At 72.2% G+C, this 21,237-nt stretch carries 20 protein-coding genes; 10 read left to right on the forward strand and 10 right to left on the reverse strand.

Translation table 11 applies throughout. The features are described 5' to 3' along the window. The first annotated feature begins 24 nt into the window (after positions 1-24). Positions 25-1,578 (forward strand): BCCT family transporter, encoded by a 1,554-nt coding sequence (locus RM446_RS06745; protein ID WP_398694613.1) that lies wholly within the window; start codon positions 25-27, stop codon positions 1,576-1,578. A 42-nt stretch (positions 1,579-1,620) separates the two neighbouring features. Here RM446_RS06745 and RM446_RS06750 read toward each other — a convergent pair whose 3' ends face one another. Next, positions 1,621-2,187, reverse strand: coding sequence for an ATP-binding protein (locus RM446_RS06750; protein ID WP_311544281.1), 567 nt, complete (start codon positions 2,185-2,187; stop codon positions 1,621-1,623). 445 nt (positions 2,188-2,632) lie between these two features. On the opposite strand from RM446_RS06750, the gene RM446_RS06755 reads away from it, so the two are divergent. After that, positions 2,633-3,601, forward strand: a complete 969-nt coding sequence (locus tag RM446_RS06755; protein WP_311544282.1) for a nucleoside hydrolase — start codon at positions 2,633-2,635, stop codon at positions 3,599-3,601. Between the two features lie 81 nt (positions 3,602-3,682). Here the strand turns inward: RM446_RS06755 and RM446_RS06760 are convergent, their stop codons facing one another. Continuing rightward, the gene (locus tag RM446_RS06760; RefSeq protein WP_311544283.1) at positions 3,683-4,255 is read right to left on the reverse strand and encodes a putative glycolipid-binding domain-containing protein; all 573 of its coding nucleotides are present in this window, start codon (positions 4,253-4,255) and stop codon (positions 3,683-3,685) included. Between the two features lie 172 nt (positions 4,256-4,427). Next, complete coding sequence (gene putP, locus RM446_RS06765) at positions 4,428-5,984, reverse strand: sodium/proline symporter PutP (RefSeq protein WP_311544284.1); 1,557 nt, start codon at positions 5,982-5,984, stop codon at positions 4,428-4,430. Positions 5,985-6,436: 452 nt separating this feature from the next. Here putP and RM446_RS06770 point away from each other — a divergent pair, with 452 nt between their 5' ends. Beyond that, positions 6,437-7,075, forward strand: a complete 639-nt coding sequence (locus RM446_RS06770; RefSeq protein WP_311544285.1) for an HAD family hydrolase — start codon at positions 6,437-6,439, stop codon at positions 7,073-7,075. Here the strand turns inward: RM446_RS06770 and RM446_RS06775 are convergent. Continuing rightward, the gene (locus RM446_RS06775) at positions 7,042-8,583 is read right to left on the reverse strand and encodes a serine hydrolase domain-containing protein (protein WP_311544286.1); all 1,542 of its coding nucleotides are present in this window, start codon (positions 8,581-8,583) and stop codon (positions 7,042-7,044) included. The two genes, RM446_RS06770 and RM446_RS06775, sit on opposite strands and share 34 nt — an antisense overlap. Before the next feature lie 75 nt (positions 8,584-8,658). Here RM446_RS06775 and RM446_RS06780 point away from each other — a divergent pair, with 75 nt between their 5' ends. Continuing rightward, on the forward strand, positions 8,659-9,315 hold the full coding sequence (locus tag RM446_RS06780) for a TetR/AcrR family transcriptional regulator (RefSeq protein WP_311544287.1): 657 nt from the start codon (positions 8,659-8,661) through the stop codon (positions 9,313-9,315). Between the two features lie 74 nt (positions 9,316-9,389). Here the strand turns inward: RM446_RS06780 and RM446_RS06785 are convergent, their stop codons facing one another. The 3 genes from RM446_RS06785 to RM446_RS06795 are packed head-to-tail and all read right to left on the reverse strand — an operon-like array spanning position 9,390 to position 13,547. Beyond that, on the reverse strand, positions 9,390-9,974 hold the full coding sequence (locus tag RM446_RS06785) for a tetratricopeptide repeat protein (RefSeq protein ID WP_311544288.1): 585 nt from the start codon (positions 9,972-9,974) through the stop codon (positions 9,390-9,392). Between the two features lie 55 nt (positions 9,975-10,029). Next, positions 10,030-11,715: an NYN domain-containing protein gene (locus RM446_RS06790; protein ID WP_311544289.1), complete on the reverse strand. Its 1,686-nt coding sequence runs from the start codon at positions 11,713-11,715 to the stop codon at positions 10,030-10,032. Further along, positions 11,691-13,547, reverse strand: a complete 1,857-nt coding sequence (locus tag RM446_RS06795; RefSeq protein ID WP_311544291.1) for a sigma-70 family RNA polymerase sigma factor — start codon at positions 13,545-13,547, stop codon at positions 11,691-11,693. Before RM446_RS06795 ends, RM446_RS06790 begins: the two co-directional genes overlap by 25 nt. Before the next feature lie 241 nt (positions 13,548-13,788). Here RM446_RS06795 and RM446_RS06800 point away from each other — a divergent pair, with 241 nt between their 5' ends. Continuing rightward, entirely contained in the window at positions 13,789-14,319 is a 531-nt protein-coding gene (locus tag RM446_RS06800) for a hypothetical protein (protein WP_311544292.1), read from the forward strand. A 74-nt stretch (positions 14,320-14,393) separates the two neighbouring features. On the opposite strand, the gene RM446_RS06805 is transcribed toward RM446_RS06800, so the two are convergent. Continuing rightward, positions 14,394-14,951, reverse strand: coding sequence for a hypothetical protein (locus tag RM446_RS06805; protein ID WP_311544293.1), 558 nt, complete (start codon positions 14,949-14,951; stop codon positions 14,394-14,396). A 65-nt stretch (positions 14,952-15,016) separates the two neighbouring features. Beyond that, positions 15,017-15,358, reverse strand: coding sequence for a divalent-cation tolerance protein CutA (gene cutA, locus RM446_RS06810; RefSeq protein WP_311544294.1), 342 nt, complete (start codon positions 15,356-15,358; stop codon positions 15,017-15,019). A gap of 99 nt (positions 15,359-15,457) precedes the next feature. Between cutA and pyrE the strand changes: the two genes are divergently transcribed. Next, a complete protein-coding gene (pyrE, locus tag RM446_RS06815) occupies positions 15,458-15,991 on the forward strand; it encodes an orotate phosphoribosyltransferase (RefSeq protein ID WP_311544295.1) in 534 nt (177 codons plus the stop codon). Positions 15,992-16,046: 55 nt separating this feature from the next. Here pyrE and RM446_RS06820 read toward each other — a convergent pair whose 3' ends face one another. Continuing rightward, entirely contained in the window at positions 16,047-16,478 is a 432-nt protein-coding gene (locus tag RM446_RS06820) for a RodZ domain-containing protein (RefSeq protein ID WP_311544297.1), read from the reverse strand. A gap of 332 nt (positions 16,479-16,810) precedes the next feature. Between RM446_RS06820 and fbaA the strand changes: the two genes are divergently transcribed. From fbaA to purD, 4 genes are all read left to right on the forward strand, one after another. Further along, on the forward strand, positions 16,811-17,833 hold the full coding sequence (gene fbaA, locus RM446_RS06825; RefSeq protein ID WP_311544298.1) for a class II fructose-bisphosphate aldolase: 1,023 nt from the start codon (positions 16,811-16,813) through the stop codon (positions 17,831-17,833). A 128-nt stretch (positions 17,834-17,961) separates the two neighbouring features. Then, positions 17,962-18,378: a DUF3151 domain-containing protein gene (locus tag RM446_RS06830; protein ID WP_311544299.1), complete on the forward strand. Its 417-nt coding sequence runs from the start codon at positions 17,962-17,964 to the stop codon at positions 18,376-18,378. A gap of 238 nt (positions 18,379-18,616) precedes the next feature. Further along, entirely contained in the window at positions 18,617-19,900 is a 1,284-nt protein-coding gene (locus tag RM446_RS06835; RefSeq protein ID WP_311544301.1) for an adenylosuccinate synthase, read from the forward strand. 49 nt (positions 19,901-19,949) lie between these two features. Beyond that, a complete protein-coding gene (gene purD, locus RM446_RS06840; RefSeq protein WP_311544302.1) occupies positions 19,950-21,203 on the forward strand; it encodes a phosphoribosylamine--glycine ligase in 1,254 nt (417 codons plus the stop codon). Positions 21,204-21,237 lie beyond the last annotated feature (34 nt).

The following is a 21,237-nucleotide window of genomic DNA, read 5'->3' on the forward strand; positions in this document are numbered from 1 at the left end:
GGCGGTCCGTTGAAAGGAAAACCGATGGTGCAGAAACTCATCCGCAGGATCGGGCTGGATACGAACCCGCTCATCTTCTTCGTTTCGGCGGGATTGACCGTGGTGTTCGTCGTCGCGTCGATCGCGTTCACCGACGCCATCGACGCGCTGTTCGGCGGCGTGTCGGCGTGGATCCTCAGCAAACTCGGCTGGTTCTACATCCTCGGCGTCACGACGTTCCTGATCTTCCTTATCGGGCTTGCCCTCACCCGGTACGGGCGCGTGCGATTGGGCGGCAAGGATGAGCGCCCCGAGTACGGCACGCTCACGTGGTTCGCCATGCTCTTCGCCGCGGGCATCGGCACCATCCTGATGTTCTGGGGCGTCGCCGAGCCGATCAGCCACTTCGCCGAGCCCCCGCAGGGCAACGTCAAGCCCCAGTCCGTGGCGGCCGCCGAGCAGGCCATGGGCTACACGCTGTACCACTTCGGCCTGCACACCTGGACCATCTTCTGCCTTCCGGCGCTGGCGTTCGCCTACTTCATCTACAAGCGCGGGCTGCCGGTGCGGGTGAGTTCGATCTTCCACCCGTTCCTGGGCGACCGGATCAACGGCCCCATCGGGCGCGCCATCGATATCACCGCCGTCATGGGCACGCTGTTCGGCGTCGCCGTCTCGCTGGGGCTGGGCACCCTGCAGATCAACAGCGGCCTGTCCGCGCTCTTCGGCGTGCCGGAGAGCAAGACCGCCCAGGTCGTCATCATCGCGGTGATCACCCTCATCGCCGTCACCTCGGTGTCCCTCGGGCTGGACAAGGGCGTCCGGCGGCTGTCGAACATCAACATCGTCATGGCGGTCGCGCTGCTGCTGTTCATCATCGTCACCGGCGCGCCGCTGTACCTGGTGCGCGGCACCATCGAGAGCGTCGGCATCTACGCCAGCTGGCTGATACCGCTGTCCTTCTGGAACGACACGTTCGGCCACAGCGGCTGGCAGGGCGACTGGACCGTCTTCTACTGGGCGTGGACCATCACCTGGTCGCCGTTCGTCGGCATCTTCATCGCCCGCATCTCCAAGGGCCGCACGATCCGCCAGTTCGTCTTCGGCGTGCTGGGGCTGCCCACTGCCTTCACCATCGTCTGGTTCAGCGTCTTCGGGCTGTCGGCCTTCAACATCCAGATGGACGGGCAGGGCGGGCTGGTCCGCGCGGTGGTCGACCAGCAGGACATCCCGGGCGCGCTGTTCGCGTTCCTGGAGAACTACCCGCTGACCACGCTGGTGTCGGGCTTCGCGGTGGTGATCGTGGCGATCTTCTTCACCACGTCCTCGGACTCGGCGTCGCTGGTGGTCGACATGCTCTGCTCGGGCAGCGAGACGGCTGGACCCGTGCGCCAGCGGGTGTTCTGGGCGGTGACCGAGGGAGTCGTGGCGGCGACACTGCTGGCGGCGACCGGGCAGAGCGGGCTGGACGCCCTGACCGAGGTGATCATCGTGGTGGGACTGCCGTTCTTCGTGATCGGCTTCCTGATGATGGTCGCACTGGTGCGCGCGCTGAGCAGCGACTGCCGCCGGCCCAGGAGCCCGGAGGTCGCACCGTAGCCGCCTTCCTGACCCGCGTGCGCCCACCGGGCGTGAGCGGGTTCAGCTCGCCAGGTCGCGTTCGGCGGCCGCGGCACCGACGGTACGCACCGAGGTGGTGAAGTCGGCCCAGGTGATCATGGGGCCGGTGTGCTCGGCGCCCTCGTGCTCGCCGACGGCGTCGAAGATGCTGGTGTAGCCGCGCTCGGCGTAGCCGGGGCCGCCCTGGACGGGCAGCCGGCCCCACTCCTTGGTCAGCGCGGCGGCGAGGAAGAGGCCGCGGCCGTCGGACCGTTCGAGGTCCGGCGAGACCACGCGGGCCGCGGTGCGGGGGAAGTCGCTGCGGGGGCCCTCGTCGTGCACCTCCAGGTGCAGCGCACCCGAGACCAGGCCGACGAGGCTGATGAACACGGCGCCGCCGGGCTCGCCGGAGGCGCTATGACGGATGGCGTTGCCGAAGAACTCGCTGACGACGAGCTCGACCGCGTCGGCGACGTCCGGAAAGGGGCGCATGCGCGTCCGTGCCCAGAGACGGGCCTCACGGCATTCGTCAGGCGTCCCGGGGAAAGTGCGGAACGCCTGCAGCGTGTAGATTCCGACGTCGTCGTCCACTCCGTCGACCTGGGCCATATCGGGCCACCGCCTTAGGGTGCTTGCCGTTCCTCGGGCCGGGGGAACAACCGCTCGATCGGGCCGCCGGACCGTCGCGCCGGGAGGCCGGGAACGGTCCGCGCTCGCACCGGCCTCGGGCGGCGACCTGGTCGCGTCAGCCCCAGAGGAACCACCATCCACCGCCGAATTCTGCCGCACCAGCGGCGCTTCGACAACCTTCTCAGCAGATTGTATACACAATTGCTCCGGTTCAACGACTTCGCGGGTTTTCCACCCCGGCGATCTCCCGGCCTGCCGCAAGTCTAACTGGGAGCGCTCCCATGCCCCAGGGCGGCTCGTATATCTCTGAGATGTCGGACATCAACCGAAATCGGGAGAGCTCTGAAAGTTTTCTCGGCGCGAAGGGCCGATCGCGACTAGCCTTTGGGCGCAGCCCGAATCCCGACCGGCCACCGGAGCAGCGATGCCAGTCCCGCTCGTCATCGACACCGACACCGCTCAGGACGACTGTGTCGCCCTGCTGGTCGGGCTGCTGGATGAGGAGGCCGACCTGCGGGCCATCACCATGGTCGCGGGAAACGTCGGGTTCGATCGCCAGGTCCACAACGCCTTCCTCACCCTCAACGCCGCGGGACGGCTGGGCGAGGTGCCGGTGCACGCTGGCTGCAGGCGCCCTCTGATGCGCCCCTGGGTCAGCGCCGAGAACGTGCACGGCGACGGAGCCGGCGGCCTGTGGGCCGATGTCTCCGACCAGTCCGCCGAGGACGAGCACGCCGTGGACGCGCTGGTGCGGCTCGCCGCCGAGAACCCCGGCGAGCTGTCGGTCGCGTCGATCGGCCCGCTGACCAATATCGCCTCCGCCGCCCTCAAGGACCCGTCGTTCGCGGCGAACGTGAAGGCCCTCTACATCATGGGCGGCTCCAACAACGGGCGCGGCAACATCACCCCGGCGGCCGAGTTCAACTTCTACGTCGACCCGGAGGCCGCGAAGGCGGTCTTCGCCGCGGGGTTCGCGACGGTCGTGGTCCCCTGGCACCCCTTGACGCTGGAGCGGGTGGTGTTCGGCCCGGCCCAGCTCGCCCGGATCGCGGAGCTGGACACCTCCCTGGCGCGGTTCTTCACCCGCATCTGCGCGCCCACCCTGGAGTTCGACCGCAGCGTGGGCATCGACGGGACCACCCACCCGGACTCGCTGACCACGGCTCTGCTGCTGCACCCCGGACTGGTGCGCGCCAGCGGCCGCTACAACGTCGACGTGGAGACGAGCGGCGAGATCACCCGCGGGTACTCGGCCATGTCGTGGGGCGTGCACGGGCTGGAGCCCAACGCCACGGTGGTCGAGGACGTCGACGCCCCCGCGTTCCTCGACCACCTCGCAGGGCTCCTCTCCCGCCCGGTGGAGCCCCGGCGCCCCATCGCGGGCCTGGAATAGGGCGGTCGGTGCGGCCTCGCCGCAACCGCGTGCCGGCGGGTCCCTGCGGCTCCGGGCGCGCGCCCCGCCGCGCGGCGCGGTTCAGCGCACGCGCACCGCAAGGCCCTCGTAGTCGACCACGACGCCGTCGCGGTCCACCGAGAGGACGAATGCGCCGAAGGCGGAGTCGCGGTACTCGTAGCGGTCGCGCCCGTCGCGGGGGGAGAGCCGGGTGTAGCGCTGGCCGAGCCGGCGCACCCGCAGACTCGGCACGTCGACCCAGACCGCCGGGATGTCGCGGTACTCGCCCGGGCGCAGCCCCAGCCGCCGGATCGGCAGGGTGTTGGTCAGCGGGGTGGCGGCGACGTCCACGTCCACGCAGCCGTCGAGCTCGGGCACGCGCACGCCGTCCACCGACCAGCCGCCGGCCTCCCGCGCCAGCTCGACGGCGCTCGCTCCGCCGGCGGAGAGGACCTCCACCCGCGCGCTGCGGCTCGACCAGGCCAGGTCGGCGTGCACGGTGACGCGGGTGGAGAAGCGGTCGCCGCCGTCGGCGACCGTCTCGCCCGCCTCCAACCGGTACCCGCCCGGTTCGGCGAGTACCGCGCCGACACCGAGTCCGGCCGAAACGTCGACCCGCGACCAGGCGACCGGATCTGCGGTTGTGGAGGACATACAACCGTTTTACCGGTACGCCCGGTTACACGCCAGAGCCCGGCTGTCATGACGGAGCCGGCGTGGCCGGAATCATCGCGGCGCCCCCGCCGCTACCCCGGCAGAACGACGGCGGCCGCACACGCCGGGTAGGGCGTGTGCGGCCGCCGTCGGCGGTCGCTCCCAGCGTCGGCTAGCGCTGGGCGGGAGACGCGGCGCCGGGGGCGCCGGGGGACGAGTACTCGCCTTCGACCCGGTCGAAGTCGGCCTCCATCTCCGGCGTGGCACGGCCGAGGGACTGGAAGACGAAGATGCCGACCAGACTGACGACCACGGCCGGGACCATCGCGTAGAGACCGGTGCCGAAGGCGTCGATCGAGATCGGTCCCAGGTGGATGCCGTCGTTGTCGAGCACGTCCCACAGGATGGCGGTCACGCCGCCGCCGATCATGCCGGCCAGCGCGGCGGCGCGGTTCATCCTGCGCCAGTAGAGGGAGAGCAGGATGACGGGGCCGAACCCGGCGCCGAACCCGGCCCAGGCGTAGCTGACGAGGCCCATGATGGTGTTGTTGCCCGAGAGCGCGATGACGGCGGCCACGATCGCGATCGCGACCACCGCGGCGCGGCTCGTCCAGACCAGCGCCATCGTCGAGACGCGGCCCCGCAGGAACAGCCGGAAGCCGTCCTCGGTGACGGCCGAGGCCCCCACCAGCAACTGGGAGTCGGCCGTGCTCATCACCGCGGCCAGGATCGCCGCCAGCAGCAGGCCGGCGACCCACGGGCTGAGCAGGGCCTGGATGAGCTGGGCGAAGACCTGCTCGGGATTGTTCAGGGGGGTCTGGAAGTAGACGGCCCCGGTGAAGCCGAGGACCAGCGCCATGAACATCGCGGTGAAGGCCCAGGTGACGCTGATCGCGCCGGCCTTGCGGACGTCCGTGGCCGCGCGGATGCCCATGAACCGGGCGAGGATGTGCGGCTGGCCGAGGTAGCCCACGCCCCAGGCGAGGCCCGAGATGATGACGATCGGCGCCAGTGCGTCGCCGACGCTGCCCTCGACGCCGCCGAGGATCTCGGCGAAGCTCCCGGCCTCGCGAGCCGGGTCGGAGGTGATCGCGACGATGCCCACGAGGGGGACGATGAGCAGCGCGATCCACATCATCACGGCCTGGACCACGTCGGTGAGGCTCACCGCGAGGAATCCGCCGAGGAAGGTGTAGAGGACCACGATGGAAACGCCGACGATGATCGCGAGGGCGCTGGGCATCCCGAAGACCTGGTTGAACAGGCCGCCCATCGCCACGAGACCGGAAGCCACGTAGAACAGGTAGAAGACCAGGATGAGCACCGCCGACACCAGGCGCAGCACGCCGCTGCGGTCGGCGAAGCGGTTCTCGAGGTAGGAGGACAGCGTCAGCGAGTCGGAGTCGCCGCCGCTGCGGGCGTCGGTGACCCGCTCGGTGTAGACGCGCAGGCGCCCGGCGATCAGCCACCAGCTCGCGGCGAATCCGATGCCCAGTCCCACGGCGATCCAGGCCTCCCCCAGACCGGAGAGGTAGATGGCGCCGGGCAGGCCGAGCAGCAGCCAGGCGCTGAAATCGCTCGCGTTGGCGCTCAGGGCGGCGACCCAGCTATTGAGCTTCCGGCCGCCGAGCACGAAGTCCGACTGCGACCTCGTGCGGTTGTAGACCCCGATACCGATCGCGATCATGACGACGAAATACACGGCGAACGTGGCGATCGATGCCAGCATCGACGTATCCAATCGGCTCTCCCTTCTGTGCTGGCCGGTGGTCGGGCAATGCATGGATACTCGCGCTCGATCGCGGCGCCGGGCAATGACCGATATGGAAGTGAAGTCGCCTTCGATACCTCGCCGAGTCCTGCGCACGGCAGACTTGTCCGATCGCCGCACGGGGGCGAGCCGCGGTTGTCGGATCGCACATAGATCGCCATAGAACTCCCGAATCGCCACATCGGACGCAGCGAGCGCGAACCGTGCGGGCTCGTCGCTGACCCGCCTGCACCACTCTGACCAGGAACGTCGCCCCTCCGGCACCGGCTCCGGAGGCCGCGCGCGGCCCGGGCAGGGGCGCGGAGGCAGGGGGTCGGGGAACCTGCCGAACGCCTTCCGCCGGCGGCGCGGGAGCGGGGCCGGCGAAAACGAGGGGACGCCGCCGGAGACCGGATGGTAGGACGGTCGGCATGAGCCTCCTGCACGTCTTCGACATGGACGGAACCCTCATCCACGGCACCAGTGCGGCGGTACAGGTCGCGCGCATCTGCGGCACCGAGGCGGAACTGCTCGACCTGGAGCGCGCATTCAGCGCCGGGGAGATCGACACCAAGGGCTTCTCGGCGACGCTGCACGCCCTGTGGTCGGAGCTCACCGAGGACCAGGTCGACGAGGCGTTCTCCGGCGCCCCCTTCCTGGAGGGGATCGCCGAGGTGTGCGCCGACATCCGGGAGCGCGGCGAGCGCTCGCTCGTGGTCACGATGTCCCCGGACTTCTTCGCCCGGCGGCTGCTCGGCTTCGGCTTCGACGAGGTCGCGGCGTCCCGCTTCCCGCCCTTGCCGTTCTCCCGCCCGCTCGACCCCGAGGCGATCCTCGTACCGCAGGACAAGGTCCGCATCGTCGAGGAGACCCGCGACGCCGCCGGAATCCCCCTCCAGCGCTGCGTGGCCTACGGCGACTCCATGTCCGACGCCCCGCTCTTCGGCCACGTCGCGCACAGCGTCGCGGTCAACGCCGACCACCACCTGGCCGGAATCGCCCGCGCGCAGTACCGCGGCACCAGCCTGCCCGCCGCCTACAGTCGCGGCCGCGAGCTGGCGGCGGCCTGACGCGTGCGGGCCGCGCGCACGGCCCGCAGTATGCGCGCGGCCGCTGCTGCGCGCAGCAGCGCCACCATGAGGGCCGCCGCCGCGACCGCAGCCAGCAGTCCCGCCGCGTCGGGCTGCCACAGCGCGACGCGGCGCAGGTCGGCCACGCCCATCGCGGAGCGCGGAAGGGGCACGGCCACCGACCAGGCTGCCACGACTCCGCCGAGGGCCCAGGCGGCCGCCGCGACGGCGCTCCGCCGCCGAGCGGGCCCTCCTGCGCGCCTCAGCCGGCGCACCGAGGCGCCGACGAGGGTGAGAGCGGCGGCCAGAACCGCGCACAGGACGGCGAGCAGTGCCGGGTAGGTCCAGCCGTCGACGGAGGCGTCGGGCGCGGCGCCCCCGGCGGCCATCCGCGCCGCTCCCAGGCCCGTCTCGATCAGCTCGGCGTCCTGCAGCCCACCGTAGGCGTTCTGTACCACGACGACGGCCCGCGCGCGCTCGGGCAGCAGCACGACCGCCGCCTGGTAGCCGCTGACCCCGCCGCCGTGCCAGACCGTGCTGACGCCGAGGTCACGATTGCGCTCGTCGGCGCGCCATCCGAGTCCGTAGCGGTGGGTGGCGCTGATACGGGCCTGCCCGGTATGCATCCGGTCGAACGACGCTGCAGACAGCACGTCCGAGTCCCCCTTGCGGCCGGCGCCGAGGTTCGCGGCCGCGAAGCGCGCGAGGTCGACGACCGAGCCGCCGAGGTAGCCGTAGCTCGCACCGGCCGCGTCGTAGGGGGCGTCGAACGCGACGGGCCTCCCGAAGACGTAGCGGTGTCCCGGCGCGACGGCGCGCGCCTCCCGCGCTGTGGTGATCGCGCCGGTCATGCCGAGCGGCTCCAGTACACGCCGTCGCTGCACCTCGGCGAAGGGCCGACCGGTGACCGCTTCGACCACGGCGCCCAGGAGGAGGTAGTTCTCGCTGGCGTAGACGTGCCGTGTTCCGGGAGCCGCGAGCGGCTCGACACCGGCCAGCGCCGGGACCGCTCGGCCGTAGGGGTCGCCGGCGGAGTCGAACCGGTCGGTCGCCCCGGTGCCCGCGGGGATCCCGCTGGTCTGCGCCAGCAGATGGCGCAGGGTGATGCCGCCGCCGGCCCCGCCCGCGAGGGTGAACCCGGGCAGGTGTTCGCGCACGCGGTCGTCCGGTGACAGCAGGCCGGACTCGGCCAGGCTCATCACCAGCGTCGCCGTGACCGGCTTGGCGACGGAGCCCCAGAGGAACGGGGTGTCCTCCGTGATCGGCGCGCCGTCGCCGTCGCGGCCCCAGGCGGCCGTGTGCTCGGGCCCGTCGGGCCCGACGAGGGCGTAGGCCAGGCCGGGGGTGCCGGTGGCCGCCATCCGCTCGCGCAGGTAGGCGTCGATGCTCGCGGCTCCGGCGGCGGGCCCGGCGGGCGCAGCGCGCGCCGGGGAGCAGGCGGCGACGGAGAGCAGCACGCCGCACAGGAGGGCGGCGCAGGCGCGCAGGACGGGGGGCGGGGCTGGCATGGGGACTCCCGGAGCTCAAATATAACCGTATGTTCGTATTATTCTGAGAGAACCATACACTGATACGGTTATTCGGTGCCACGCGTAGCCGACCACGACGCCCGCCGCCGGCAGATCGCCGACGCCGTCCGCAGCGTCGTCTCCACCCGCGGACTGGACGCCGCGACGGTATCCCGGGTCGCCCGTGAGGCCGGGTTCTCCGTCGGCCTCGTACAGCACTACTTCCCGAGCAAGGACGACCTGCTGCTCTTCGCCTACGAGCGCGTCATGGCGCGCGTCGGGGCCCGCGCGGGCGACCGCATCGCCGAGGGCGAGTCGGCGCGCGGCTCCATCGCCGCCGTGCTCCACTCCGCCCTGCGCGAACTGCTTCCCCTCGACGAGGAGCGGCGCTCGGAGTACCGGGTGACGCAGGCCTTCGCCGGGCGCTCCCTGGAGAACCCGGGATTGGCCGGGATCGCAGCGGCAAACTCGGCCCGGCTGCGCGGAGAGATCGCGACCGCGGTGGCCAACGGCACGGCGTGCGGCGAGGTCGAGCCGGACGTCGATGCGCAGACTGCGGCCGCCCGCATCCTCGCGACATGCGAAGGCCTGGCGGCCCAACTGCACCGCGAACCGGAGGCCGCAGTGGGAGCGGCGACGCTGTCCGGCGCCGCCGACGCGATCCTGGCGCCCGTGATCGGTGCCGTGTTCACCGGGGAGTGCCGCCAGTACGCGCAGGACCGAAACCGTTGATCTTGTAGCCATCGCAAAGGAAAGCGATTTCCATTTGCGGTGGCCACAAGGTCAACGCTGATGTGCCGACAGCCTCAGCGGCGGTCGGGGTGGTCGTGCTGGTTCCAGTCGTCGAGCAGGCGATCGAAGGCGTCTTCGACGAGCCCCAGGTCCATCCGGATGCGGAACCTGGCGCGCAGCAGCTCCAGCAGCAGGTCGTGGATGTAGGACGACACGTCCTGGTGCCGGAAGCGCTCGATGCCCAGGGTCGCCCAGGTCTGGGCGCCGGTGAGGTCGCCGTGGGCCTGGAGGGTCTCGGCGATGTGGATGAACGTGGGCAGGTTGCGCGGGCCCTCGGTGCGCAGCCGCTCCAGCTGGGCGTAGGCGGAGTCGATCATGTCCAGCTCCAGCAGGGCGCCGGCCTGCAGGGCGCGGGCGTCGACGATCGTCGTCCCGCCGTCGTCGATGGCCCGCTGGTAGGCGGCCGAGGCCCGTTCGAACTCCTGGGCCATCTCCCACTGCTCGCCGGCGCGCACGAAGACCTCCGCGCGCGAGATCTCGCTGTCGGCGTCGACGCTGTTGGCCAAGCCGAGGAGCTCCATTGCGACGTCGACATGGTCGCCGGACTGGACGGCACGGAATTCCAGCCGGTCGAGATCGGCCGTCGTCACACGGGTCACTGCCACCCTCCCTCGCTCCCCTGCATCATCGCTGCACGATGGTCGCGCCCGCCGCTCACCCCCGGGCCGCGCGCTCCAGCGCGCCCCAGAACCCCTGTCGCAGAGCCTCGCGGACCTCGTCGCGCAACAGGAAGTCGATCGGCAGGGCCGATCCCTGCAGCAGGCGCGCCTCCAGGTCGGAGGGCATCCGCGGACGGCGCACCAGGACCGCCTCCATCCACAGGGCGGGGGCGTCGCGTGCGATCGACTCCGCGAAGTCGTGCCCTTCCCTGTGTGCGACGTTCACGGCGTCGTCCATCGAGTGCGACGCCCTCCCGGGCGGGGGCGGTCCCACGGTGGGCGTGGGGTCGGTGTAGGGGCCGTGCTGAAGGCGGTGGTCGGGCTGGGGGCCAGTACCCGCGGCGGAACCTGACCGGGTTCCGCCGGTGCTCCCGAACTGGGAGTCAACTTCCGTACTGGCCCCAAAAGTAGGGTTTGGCCCGGTGTTACCTCCGAACCCCGGGTTCTCGCCGGTGTTCGGCCCGTACCGGGGGTCCGGTGCGGGCGGTGGCGTGTTCCGGGCCGGCGGGTTCTCCCGGTCGTAGCCGTGGCCGCCCATCGAGGGGTGGCCGCCCGTGGGATGCCCCGGGACGGGGTGCCCGCCGGTCGGGTGTGGCTGCTGCGGCGGGTGGCCCCCGGTCGGCGGCCCCGGCTGATGCTGCGGTGGCGCCTGGTGCGTCTGCGGTGGCCCGTAGGGGTTCTGCGCGCCGCGCATGCCCGGATGCGGACCGGTGTTGGAGGGCATCCCGTAGCCGGGGTCGCCTCCCGGCTGCTGGCCGGGCGCCATACCGGTGTGCGTGCCGCCCCCGCCCATGTGCGGGGGCGTCTGCCCGCCCGACGGGAAGCCGTTGGCATCGATCGGGCCGGAGGGCGAGCGCTGCGGATCGACGCCGCCCGCGCCCTGCGGCGCGAGGTGGTCGCCGCCGCGCTGCTGGGCGATGCTCTGCTGCATCGCGCGCAACTGGTCCATGGCGCTGCCGGTCATGGCCGGCTGGCCGCCCGTCCCGGCGAAGGCGGGCTCGTAGCCGCCCGACTGGGCCGCGGCGGGCTCGACCCGGCCCGGCTGCGGCTTGGCGGCCACCGGGCGCCGCGGCATCTCCGGCGGACTGTGCGAGCGCCCGTTGCTCAGCGGCGCGGTGGTCTCGGTCGCTTCGTCCTCTCCCGCGCCCGCCAGCAGCGTGACATGCGGACGCAGGTGTCCCGCGCCGATCTCGATCAGGTCGTCGCACTCACGGCGCAGGGACCGCGAGATCGTCCAGTTGCCCTCGACCGAGATGTGGACCGCGGTGACGCGGACGCCGAGGTCCTGGACGTCCGACACCACCTGGGCCATGTCCTCGTCACCGCTGACGAGGACCGCCTCGCACAGCACCCCGGTGCGTGCGAGCGTGGTCAGGTCCCGCTGGACGTAGCTCTCGACGCCCTCCCGTCTGCCGGGACGGATGCGCGCGGCTCTGAACTTGATGCCGGGGATGTCCGCGATTCCGTCCTGCTCCTGGGTGCGGCGGCCGTCGGAGGTCGCCTCGTACCAGTAGCAGCGCAACAGCGGGAGCTGCGTGCGGTCGCGTGCCACTTCGTTGAGGAGTTGCACGAGTCCGGCGTAGTCCCATGACACGGAATCGCGATTGCGGGTTCCGTGCACTGCCATCGCACCGTCGGCGAGGAGGTAGCCGGCGTCTACGAATAGCGCGCAGCGATCCACGCGACACCGCCCCTTCCCGTTCGTTGGTCTGCCGGGGCGATTACCACGCTCCCGGTCCTGTCGGCGTCCGGCACCGGGCCGGCAGACAGGCCGGGCCACAGCCTAGCCAAGTCTGCGCGGCTTTGTACGCCGCCCCGCCACCGCCTGTCGCTTGCCGACCGCATGTCGCCCCAGGCAGGCGGCGCGGCACGGCCCGCGACCGCGTGGGCGGACCCGGCCGCCGAAGCGGCGGCCGAGCCCTGTGCGGCGCAGGGGCGGTCCGCGCCGGCGGCCGCCGGCACCGGCTCCGCACCGGCCGGCGCGAAGGGACCCGCCGACCCGGTGAAGACGGCAGTCCGGTGGGCGTGACCTGCCGCAATGCCGCCGGGCGGGCCCCCGTTGCCCTGGCCGGGCGGCTGCACCGGCGGCCCGACGCCGGGCGGCGCGGGCGGCCCTCCGGCGGGCGGAGGGGCGGCCGGCGGCTGCCCCGCGCCCGGCGGGTCGAACGGCGGCGGGTCGAACGGCGGCGGCGCGGCGGGCGGGTTCCCGAGACCGGGCGGGTCGAAGGACGGCGGTTCGGGCGGGTCGGGCGGGTTCCCGAGACCGGGCGGGTCGAAGGACGGCGGTTCGGGCGGGTCGGGCGCCTCCGGCGGCTCGGGGGCGTCCGGGATCTGGGGCGGCGGCGGGGCCGCCGGCGCCTCCGGCACCTCGGGCGGGTCCGCCGGCGCCTCGGGCTCCAGCTCGGCCGGCAGCGCGCTCGCGTGGACCTCCCGCTGCGGCGGGTCATCGGCCGGGGCCGGCGGGTCCGGCCGCTCGGCGCCTTCGGGAGGGTCGGCGGGCGGCGGAGCCGGCGGCTCGGGCGCGGGAGGCTGCTCCTCCGGCGCGGGCGGCGCAGCGGCGGCGGGCGGAGCCTCCGGCGGTTCCATCGGCTCCTCGGCGCTCACCAGCGCGAAGGCGGCCGCTGCCACCGCCGCCGCGACGGCGCCGCCGCCCGCCGCAGCCTGCGGCGCCCGCTTGGGCATCCGCTGCCACCATCCGGCGACTCCGGCCGGGATGCCGCCCGCCGCGGCGAGGTAGCCCGCCGCGGCCGGGCCGGCCACCAGCGGCAGCACGATCCCCCGCAGGCCGACGTTGACGTCCATCAGCTCGGCGTAGACCTCGCGGCAGGTTCCGCAGTCGTCGAGGTGGCGGTCGACGTCGGCGGTGTCGCGCTTGGCGAGCCCGCCCCGCACGTAGGCGCCGAGTCTGCTGACGGCCGGCCGACAGGCTTCGGCGGCGCCTCCGGCGAGGTGCATCTGCAGGTAGGCCTGGCGCAGCCCCTCGCGCGCCCGGTAGGCCAGCGCCGCGACGCTGTTGGGGTTCATGCCGAGGCTGGTGGCGGCTTCGGCCGGTTTGATCCCCTCGATCTCGGTGTACCAGAGCACCGCCTGCCAGCGCTCGGGCAGCGAAAGATAGGCGCGGGCGATCAACGAGCGCTCCAGCCCGGCCAGCGCCGAGTCGACGAAGGGCTCGCCGGAATCGAAGACGTCCATGTCGTCGGTGGCGACCTGCTTCTTCTCTCCCCGGAACCGGTCGTAGGCGACGTGGCGAACAGCGGTCAGCAGGTACGCGCGGAAGCCGTCGGCGGGTCCTCCGCCGCGCCCCAGCAGCGCGAGTACGCGGGCGAAGGTCTCGGCGACGGCGTCGTCGACCTCGCTCTCGCTGCGGACCAGCTGGCGGGCCAGGCCGCGGGCGGCGCCGACGTGGCGCGTGTAGAGCTCCTCGAATGCCTCGCTGTCGCCGTCGCGAACCCGCGCCAGCAGCTCACCGTCACCGATGAGCAACTCCGTGTCCTCGACATGGGGTTCGGTCATGCGCCGCCCTTCCGCTCTGCGGTCCGCAATGTGTGGTTCCGCCCTGGTTCGGCCGTGTTCGGCGGGGCTGACAGGTCGTGCGGGGCTCCTGCTGGACGGGGCGATCCGAGGGGATGGCGCGGGCGCAGGAGCCCTTCCGCAAAAAATGTTCCCGCACTCGCGTCATGACCGCCACCCAAGTCCGTGATTAAGCGTGAAGGCGCTGCGGCGCTGTGCACCGGACGACGGGAGCAGAGCAGAGATGTGGGGATGCGACACCGGCGGCTTCGAGCTGTGCGACGGTCCGGCGACAGGGCGGCGGCTGCGCGAGCTGTGGGGCAGGCGAAGCCGTGAGCGGCGGGCCGAGCCGCACGAGGACTGGTGGACACCGGCCGTCGACGCCGTCTGCACCGCGGTCGTCGAAGGGAAGGGACTCGCCGAGGCCTGCGGGCGGCTCGGACAGGCCAGGGCGCGCGGAGGCACGACCATCGGCGGCGCGCTCGACGACCTCGCGGCCCTCTTCGAGGCGCTGGGCGACTCCCAGCCGCCGTTCACCCTGGTCACCGCCCTGGCGGCGGGATGGGTGGACGACGGACGCTCCCGCGAGGACTGCCGCGACCCGCTCACCGGCCTGGCCACCGCCTCCTACCTGCGCACCAGGATCAGCGAGCTGTACCGGGGCGCCCGTCCGCCGGCGGACGGGCCGGCCGCGCACCGGCTGGTCGCCGTGGCACTGCCCGACGGCCTGGACCCCTGGCGGCGCACGGCGCCGCCAACCCCGTTGATCTTGTAGCTATCGTGAATGGCAATCGCTTTCCTTCACGATAGCTACAAGATCAACGGCGGAATCGGCCAGCGGCCTCTGTCTCAGAGCATGGCCAGCAGGTCCAGCAGGCCGGCGGCCAGCGCCGCGTCGGCGCCGCTGCCGGGCGCGCCTGCATCGCTGCGGTCCAGGACCGGCCAGCCGCGCAGCCCGGCGAGCCGCGCGCATGCGGCCGGCCCGCCGCCGGTGAGCAGGTAGCCGCAGGGCGCGTCGGGCCAGTCCGCGGCCATGGGCAGCGCTTCGGTGTAGAACCCCGGCGGCCGCTCGCGCTCCGCGCCCGCCGCACCGGGATCGGCGGCGCCGTCGCCGAGCTGGGCGGCGCGCAGCTCGGCGCGGGAGTGCGAGCCGTGCTGCGGTAGGAGGGAGTCCGCGATCAGGTACGCGGCCACCGGTCGGTGGGCTGCGCGCTGGGCGGCGCCGATCTGCGGCAGCAGCGGTCCCGCCGCACCGCGGGCCGCCAGCACGACCGGCGAGGGCGGTGCGAGCCTGCGGATCTCCAGCGCCGCTCGGGCGATGTAGCGGGCGGCGTAGGGCGGTCCGTCGTCGTCGGTGATCTCGGCCAGGTCCGCGTGCGCGCCGCGGCCGCGCAGCGCGTCGCGCACGCCCCGCAGCCGGGCGGGCTCCTCCAGCGGGCTGTGCAGCAGGACGAGGCCGGGGGTGTCGGTGTTCAGGGCCGGGTCTCCTCGACGAGCCAGTCGAGATAGCCGGGGTTCCCGCCCTCGACGGGCACGGCGACGATCTCGGGGACGTCGTAGCCGTGCACCGACCGCAGATGCTCGACGAGGTCGGGCAGGCGATCCCGTGCGGTCTTCATCACCACGCGCCACTCCCGGTCCGCGCAGATCTCGCCCTCCCAGCGGTAGTAGCTGGTGATGGGCTCCTCGACCTGGGCGCAGGCGACCAGGCGCCGGTCGACCACCGAGCGCGCGAGGTCGTCGGCGGACTCGCGGGTGTCGCTGGTGGTCTCGACGCGCACGTGCGCGCCCGCGTGCTCGCGCTCTTCGGACATCGCTCGCTCCGATCCGCTGCTCGGCTGCCGGCCCGCCGCGGGCGCGGGCGGTGCCCGGGCGCTCCGAGCGGTGGCCGGCGCACCCTAGGCTCGGTGATCATGAGCGACCGCGACGAACTCCTTCGACACATCAACGATAAAGCCGTCGTGCACGGCCGGGTCACGCTCTCCTCCGGCCGGCAGGCCGACTACTACGTGGACCTGCGGCGGGTGACACTCGACGGCGAGAGCGCGCCGCTGGTGGGCCGGATGATGCTGGAGGCCACCGCCGACCTGGACTACGAGGCGGTGGGCGGTCTGACCCTGGGCGCCGACCCGGTCGGCACCGCGATGCTGCACGCCGCGGCCGCGCACGGGCGGCGGCTGGACTCCTTCGTGGTGCGCAAGGAGGGCAAGGCCCACGGGCTCCAGCGCAGGATCGAGGGGCCGGATGTGGCGGGCCGCCGGGTGCTGGCGGTGGAGGACACCTCCACGACGGGCGGCTCGGTGCTCGCGGCGGTCGTGGCGCTGCGCGAGGCGGGGGCCGAGGTCGTGGGAGTGGCGGTCATCGTCGACCGCGGCGCGCGGGAGCGCGTGGAAGCGGAAGGGCTCGACTACCGGACGGCGTTCCGCCCGGAGGAGCTGGACGTCTGAGCACGCGGGCGGCAGAGGGGCAGCGCTCGGCCCGCGGGAGCTGTGGGACGAAGGGTCAGGGCTGGACGGCGAAGCTGTAGCCGGGATCCTCGCCCTCGACGTCCTGGCGCTCGCCGTGGACGTAGATCTCGACCTCGCTCGGCCGGCCGATGGTCACGCTGAGGGTGCGCTCCTCGGTGAAGCTCAGGTACTCGTCGGTCTTCAGGGTGGTGTCGGCGAGGACGTCTCCGCCGGGCACGGTCACCACGACCTCGCTGGACTCCCCGACCGCCCTGATGTACAGGCTGCCGGTCGGCATCTCCTCGGCCTGGGGGTCGGCGGTGGTGCCCGCGGCGCCCTCCGGTACGGCGGCGGTGTCGCTGCCGGAGGGCAGCGACTTGTACAGGAAGAATCCGCCGAGGATCACGAGAGTGATGAACAGCACGATCACTCCGCCGATGGCCACCATCTGGGCGATGCCTCGCGGATCGTTGCGATGTCGTCCCACGCTACTGAATGTAGCGTGTATCACCGTGGACATTCGACGGTAGGACACGAGATATATGTCCGAATCGGGCTTCTGCGCTCCCTTGGAGCCGTCGAAAACACGTAGGGTGACCGAGCGCGACGGTCGGCGCACATGCACGCGCGAACCGCCGGAACCCGGCCACCTGCGCTGCGGCGCACGGCCGCCGGTTTGGTCTAGACCTTTCGTTCCGACGCCGACTTCGCGATACTTGGCCCGGCAACCCACTGGGTAATTTCCGCATAAGAGGCGGTTCCGCGGAGACAGCCGGGGCCGCTCGTACGACACTCCAGGCCAACCAGGGAGTCAACACCATGCCTATCGCTACCCCCGAGGTCTACACGGAGATGCTGGGCCGCGCGAAGTCGCAGGGCTTCGCCTACCCGGCCATCAACGTGACCTCCAGCCAGACCCTCCACGCCGCGCTGCGCGGCTTCGCGGAGGCCGAGAGCGACGGCATCATCCAGGTGTCCACCGGCGGCGCGGAGTTCCTGTCCGGCGCGACCGTCAAGGACATGGTCACGGGGTCGATCGCCTTCGCCGAGTACGCCCGCATCGTCGCCGAGAAGTACTCCGTCAACATCGCCCTGCACACCGACCACTGCCCCAAGGACAAGCTCGACGGCTTCGTCCGGCCGCTGCTGCGCGCGTCCTCCGAGCGCGTGGCCAAGGGGCAGCAGCCGCTGTTCCAGTCGCACATGTGGGACGGTTCGGCCGTGGAGCTGGAGGAGAACCTGGAGATCGCCCAGGAGCTGCTGGCCGCGTCCAACGCCGCGCGGACCATCCTGGAGATCGAGGTCGGCGTGGTCGGCGGCGAAGAGGACGGCGTCGTCGGCGAGATCAACGAGAAGCTCTACACCACCCCCGGCGACGCGCTGCGCACCGCCGAGGTGCTGGGCACCGGCGACAAGGGCTATTACATGACCGCCCTCACCTTCGGCAACGTGCACGGCGTCTACAAGCCCGGGCACGTCAAGCTGCGTCCCGAGGTCCTCAAGGAGGCGCAGGAGGCCGTGTCCGAGAAGTACGGCAAGGCGAAGCCCTTCGACTTCGTCTTCCACGGCGGCTCCGGGTCTACCCTTGAGGAGATCCACGCGGCCATCGACTACGGCGTCGTGAAGATGAACCTCGACACCGACACGCAGTACGCCTTCACCCGGCCCATCGCGGACCACATGCTCAAGAACTACGACGGCGTGCTGAAGGTCGACGGCGACGTGGGCGACAAGAAGGCCTACGACCCGCGCGCCTACGGCAAGGCGGCCGAGGCCGGCATGGCCGCGCGCGTGGTTGAGGGCTGCCGGCAGCTGAAGTCCGCGGGCAACAAGATGAAGTAGCGCCCGCCCGAGCCGGTCCCTGGTTCCCCACGAACCGGGGACCAGCGCGTGCCCGGTCGCCACTTCCATGGGCGGACGCGGGCGGCCGGGCACGCCACCAGGCGGGGCGGCGCTGGCAGGATGGAGGCATGGACCTGCAACAGAACCTGCTCGGCGAGCCGCCCGCCACACACCTGCACGAGACCACCGAAGCCGCCGAGGCGCTGACCGCGGGCACCGACCCGGCCGAGGTCGCCGCCCGGTTCCCCGCCTACTCGGCGGCATGGGCCGCCCTGGCCGAGCGCGCGTTCGAGGCCGGCGAGGACGTGGCCGCCTACGCCTACGCGCGCACCGGATACCACCGCGGCCTCGACCAGTTGCGCGGAGCCGGGTGGAAGGGCCACGGCCCCATCCCGTGGGAGCACGAGCCCAACCGCGGCTTCCTGCGCGCCCTGCACATGCTCGCCTCCGCGGCCGAGGCCATCGGCGAGGCCGAGGAGGCCCGGCGCTGCTCGACGTTCCTGCGCGAGAGCAGCGCGACCGCTGCCGAGGCCCTGAACGCCTAGCGCGCCGGGCCGGGTCGCGGCGGGCGGCGGCGAAGGCCCCTCCGACGCCCCGGCCGGGCGGCGCGCCGGCGCCGCTGCTCGTAGGCCCCGCAGGGGGAACGTCCCTTAACGCCTCCGCGCGGGTCATGTACGCTCAATACGCAAGGGCCCCTGTCGCTTGCTTGCGTCAGGGGCTTGCTCATGTGCTGTGCACCGCGACCATCCACGCTCGGTCGAACGAATGAAGAGGTAGACCCGGATGCCGGCGATCACGCTCGTTGGAGCCCAGTGGGGAGACGAGGGCAAGGGTAAGGCCACCGACCTGGTCGGCAACCGGGTCGACTACGTGGTCCGCTACCAGGGAGGCAACAACGCGGGGCACACGGTGGTGATCGGCGACCAGAAGTACGCCCTGCACCTGCTGCCCTCGGGCATCCTCTCCCCCGACGTGGTTCCGGTCATCGCCAACGGCGTCGTGATCGACCCGGCGGTGCTGTTCGAAGAGCTGCGCGGCCTGCGCGAGCGCGGCGTCAGCACCGAACGCCTGCTCGTCTCGGCCAATGCGCACATGATCATGCCCTACCACCGGGCCCTCGACAAGGTCACCGAGCGGTTCCTGGGCAAGGGCCGCATCGGAACCACCGGCCGCGGCATCGGCCCCACTTACGCCGACAAGATCTCGCGCACGGGCATCCGCGTGCAGGACATGTTCGACCCCAAGATCCTGCGGCAGAAGCTCGAACTCGCGCTCAACGACAAGAACCAGGTGCTTACCAAGGTCTTCAACCGGCGCGGCGTGGACCTGGACCAGGTCTTCGACGAGTACATGGGCTACGCCGAGGAGCTGCGCCCCTTCGTCGCCGACACCTCCCTGGAGCTCAACAAGGCGCTGGACGACGGCAAGACCGTGTACCTGGAGGGCTCCCAGGGCACGCTGCTGGACATCGACCACGGCACCTACCCGTTCGTGACGTCCTCCTCGCCGACCGCCGGCGGGGCCTGCGCCGGTGCGGGGCTCGGGCCCACGCGCATAACCAAGGTCGTGGGCATCGTCAAGGCCTACACCACCCGCGTTGGCTCCGGCCCCTTCCCCACCGAGCTGCACGACGAATGGGGCGAGTGGCTGCGCCAGAAAGGCGGCGAGTACGGCGTGACCACGGGGCGCAACCGGCGGTGCGGCTGGTTCGACGCGCCCATCGCCCGCTACGCCACCCGCATCAACGGCATCACCGACTTCTTCCTGACCAAGCTGGACGTGCTGTCGGGCCTGGAGCGCATCCCGGTGTGCGTGGGCTACGAGGCCAACGGCACCCGCCACGACGAGATCCCGATGACCCAGACGGATTTCCACCACGCGGTCCCCGTCTACGAGTACCTTGACGGCTGGAACGAGGACATCTCCCACGCGCGGAGCTTCGAGGAGCTTCCCAAGACCGCGCAGGCCTACGTGCGTACCCTTGAGGAGATGGCCGGAGCCCCGATTTCCGCGATCGGGGTCGGTCCGGGGCGCGACCAGACCCTCGAACTGCGCTCCCTGGTCTGACCCCCGCGGCCTGTCCCCTGCTATCCACGACAAACAAAGGGTCCGTGAAGTGAAAGCCCTGGTCCTCGGCGGCGGTGGCCGCGAGCATGCCCTGGTCCGCGCCCTGTCACTCGACTCCGGGGTGACCGATCTGCACTGTGCGCCCGGGAACCCCGGAACCTCCGAACACGCCGACAACCACGTGATCAACCCCGTCGACGGACTCGCGGTGACCGAGCTGGCCTCCCGGATCGGCGCCGAGCTGGTGGTGATCGGCCCCGAGGCGCCGCTCGTGGCGGGGGTGGCCGACGCGCTGCGCGAACGCGGGATCCCGGTCTTCGGCCCCGACCAGCAGGCCGCCCGGCTGGAGGGCTCCAAGGGCTTCGCCAAGGAGGTCATGGAGGCCGCCGGGGTGCCCACGGCGCGCTCCCGCCTGTGCCGCTCGCCCGCCCAGGCCGCCGAGGCGCTCGACGCGTTCGGGCCGCCCTACGTGGTCAAGGACGACGGGCTGGCAGCGGGCAAGGGCGTCGTGGTGACCGAGGACCGGGCCGAGGCCGAACGCCACGCGCGCGAATGCGGCCGTGCCGTCGTCGAAGAGTACCTGGACGGACCCGAGGTATCGCTGTTCGTCATCAGCGACGGCATCCACGCCCTGCCGATGCTGCCGGCCCAGGACTTCAAGCGCGCCTACGACGGCGACCGCGGGCCCAACACCGGGGGCATGGGCGCCTACGCCCCGCTCGCCTGGGCACCCGAGGGCCTGGTGGACGACGTCATGGAGACCGTGGTCGGCCCCACCCTCACCGAGATGGCGCGGCGCGGCATCCGCTACCAGGGGCTGCTCTACGTGGGCCTGGCGCTGACCTCGCAGGGACCGCGGGTGGTGGAGTTCAACGCCCGCTTCGGCGACCCCGAGTGCCAGGTGCTGCTGGACCGCCTGGCCACGCCCATCGGCGGGCTGCTGCAGGCCGCCGACATCGGCGGGCTCAGCTCCAACACCAAGCTGGAGTGGCGCGGCGGAGCTGCGGTGACCGTCGTCATCGCCGCCGAGAACTACCCCGCCGACCCCGCCAAGGGCGACCCGGTCACCGGGATCGACGCCGCCTCGGCGCTCGACGGTGCCTACGTGCTGCACGCAGGCACCGCCTGGAGCGGCGTGCGCGATCTCACCTCGGCGGGCGGCCGGGTGCTCGACGTGGTCGGCACCGGCGACACCCTCGCCCGCGCCCGCGAGCGCGCCTACCAGGCCGCCGAGCTCATCGACCTGCGCGGCAGCTTCTACCGCACCGACATCGCCGAGCGCGCGGCGGCCGGTACCGCCTGAGCCGACGGCCCCGGCACCCGGAGCACCTGCGAAA

It is taken from the genome of Streptomonospora wellingtoniae, from assembly GCF_031845375.1.
In the GTDB taxonomy this organism is placed as follows: domain Bacteria; phylum Actinomycetota; class Actinomycetes; order Streptosporangiales; family Streptosporangiaceae; genus Streptomonospora; species Streptomonospora wellingtoniae.

Coding starts and splice junctions, on each gene's coding strand:
- RM446_RS06795 (WP_311544291.1), bottom strand. CDS start 13,547: ATGACCGAACCCCATGTCGAGGACACGGAGTTGCTCATCGGTGACGGT.
- RM446_RS06750 (WP_311544281.1), bottom strand. CDS start 2,187: ATGGCCCAGGTCGACGGAGTGGACGACGACGTCGGAATCTACACGCTG.
- RM446_RS06760 (WP_311544283.1), bottom strand. CDS start 4,255: ATGTCCTCCACAACCGCAGATCCGGTCGCCTGGTCGCGGGTCGACGTT.
- RM446_RS06830 (WP_311544299.1), top strand. CDS start 17,962: ATGGACCTGCAACAGAACCTGCTCGGCGAGCCGCCCGCCACACACCTG.
- cutA (WP_311544294.1), bottom strand. CDS start 15,358: ATGTCCGAAGAGCGCGAGCACGCGGGCGCGCACGTGCGCGTCGAGACC.
- RM446_RS06835 (WP_311544301.1), top strand. CDS start 18,617: ATGCCGGCGATCACGCTCGTTGGAGCCCAGTGGGGAGACGAGGGCAAG.
- RM446_RS06755 (WP_311544282.1), top strand. CDS start 2,633: ATGCCAGTCCCGCTCGTCATCGACACCGACACCGCTCAGGACGACTGT.
- RM446_RS06770 (WP_311544285.1), top strand. CDS start 6,437: ATGAGCCTCCTGCACGTCTTCGACATGGACGGAACCCTCATCCACGGC.
- fbaA (WP_311544298.1), top strand. CDS start 16,811: ATGCCTATCGCTACCCCCGAGGTCTACACGGAGATGCTGGGCCGCGCG.
- pyrE (WP_311544295.1), top strand. CDS start 15,458: ATGAGCGACCGCGACGAACTCCTTCGACACATCAACGATAAAGCCGTC.
- RM446_RS06745 (WP_398694613.1), top strand. CDS start 25: ATGGTGCAGAAACTCATCCGCAGGATCGGGCTGGATACGAACCCGCTC.
- putP (WP_311544284.1), bottom strand. CDS start 5,984: ATGCTGGCATCGATCGCCACGTTCGCCGTGTATTTCGTCGTCATGATC.
- RM446_RS06775 (WP_311544286.1), bottom strand. CDS start 8,583: ATGCCAGCCCCGCCCCCCGTCCTGCGCGCCTGCGCCGCCCTCCTGTGC.
- RM446_RS06800 (WP_311544292.1), top strand. CDS start 13,789: ATGTGGGGATGCGACACCGGCGGCTTCGAGCTGTGCGACGGTCCGGCG.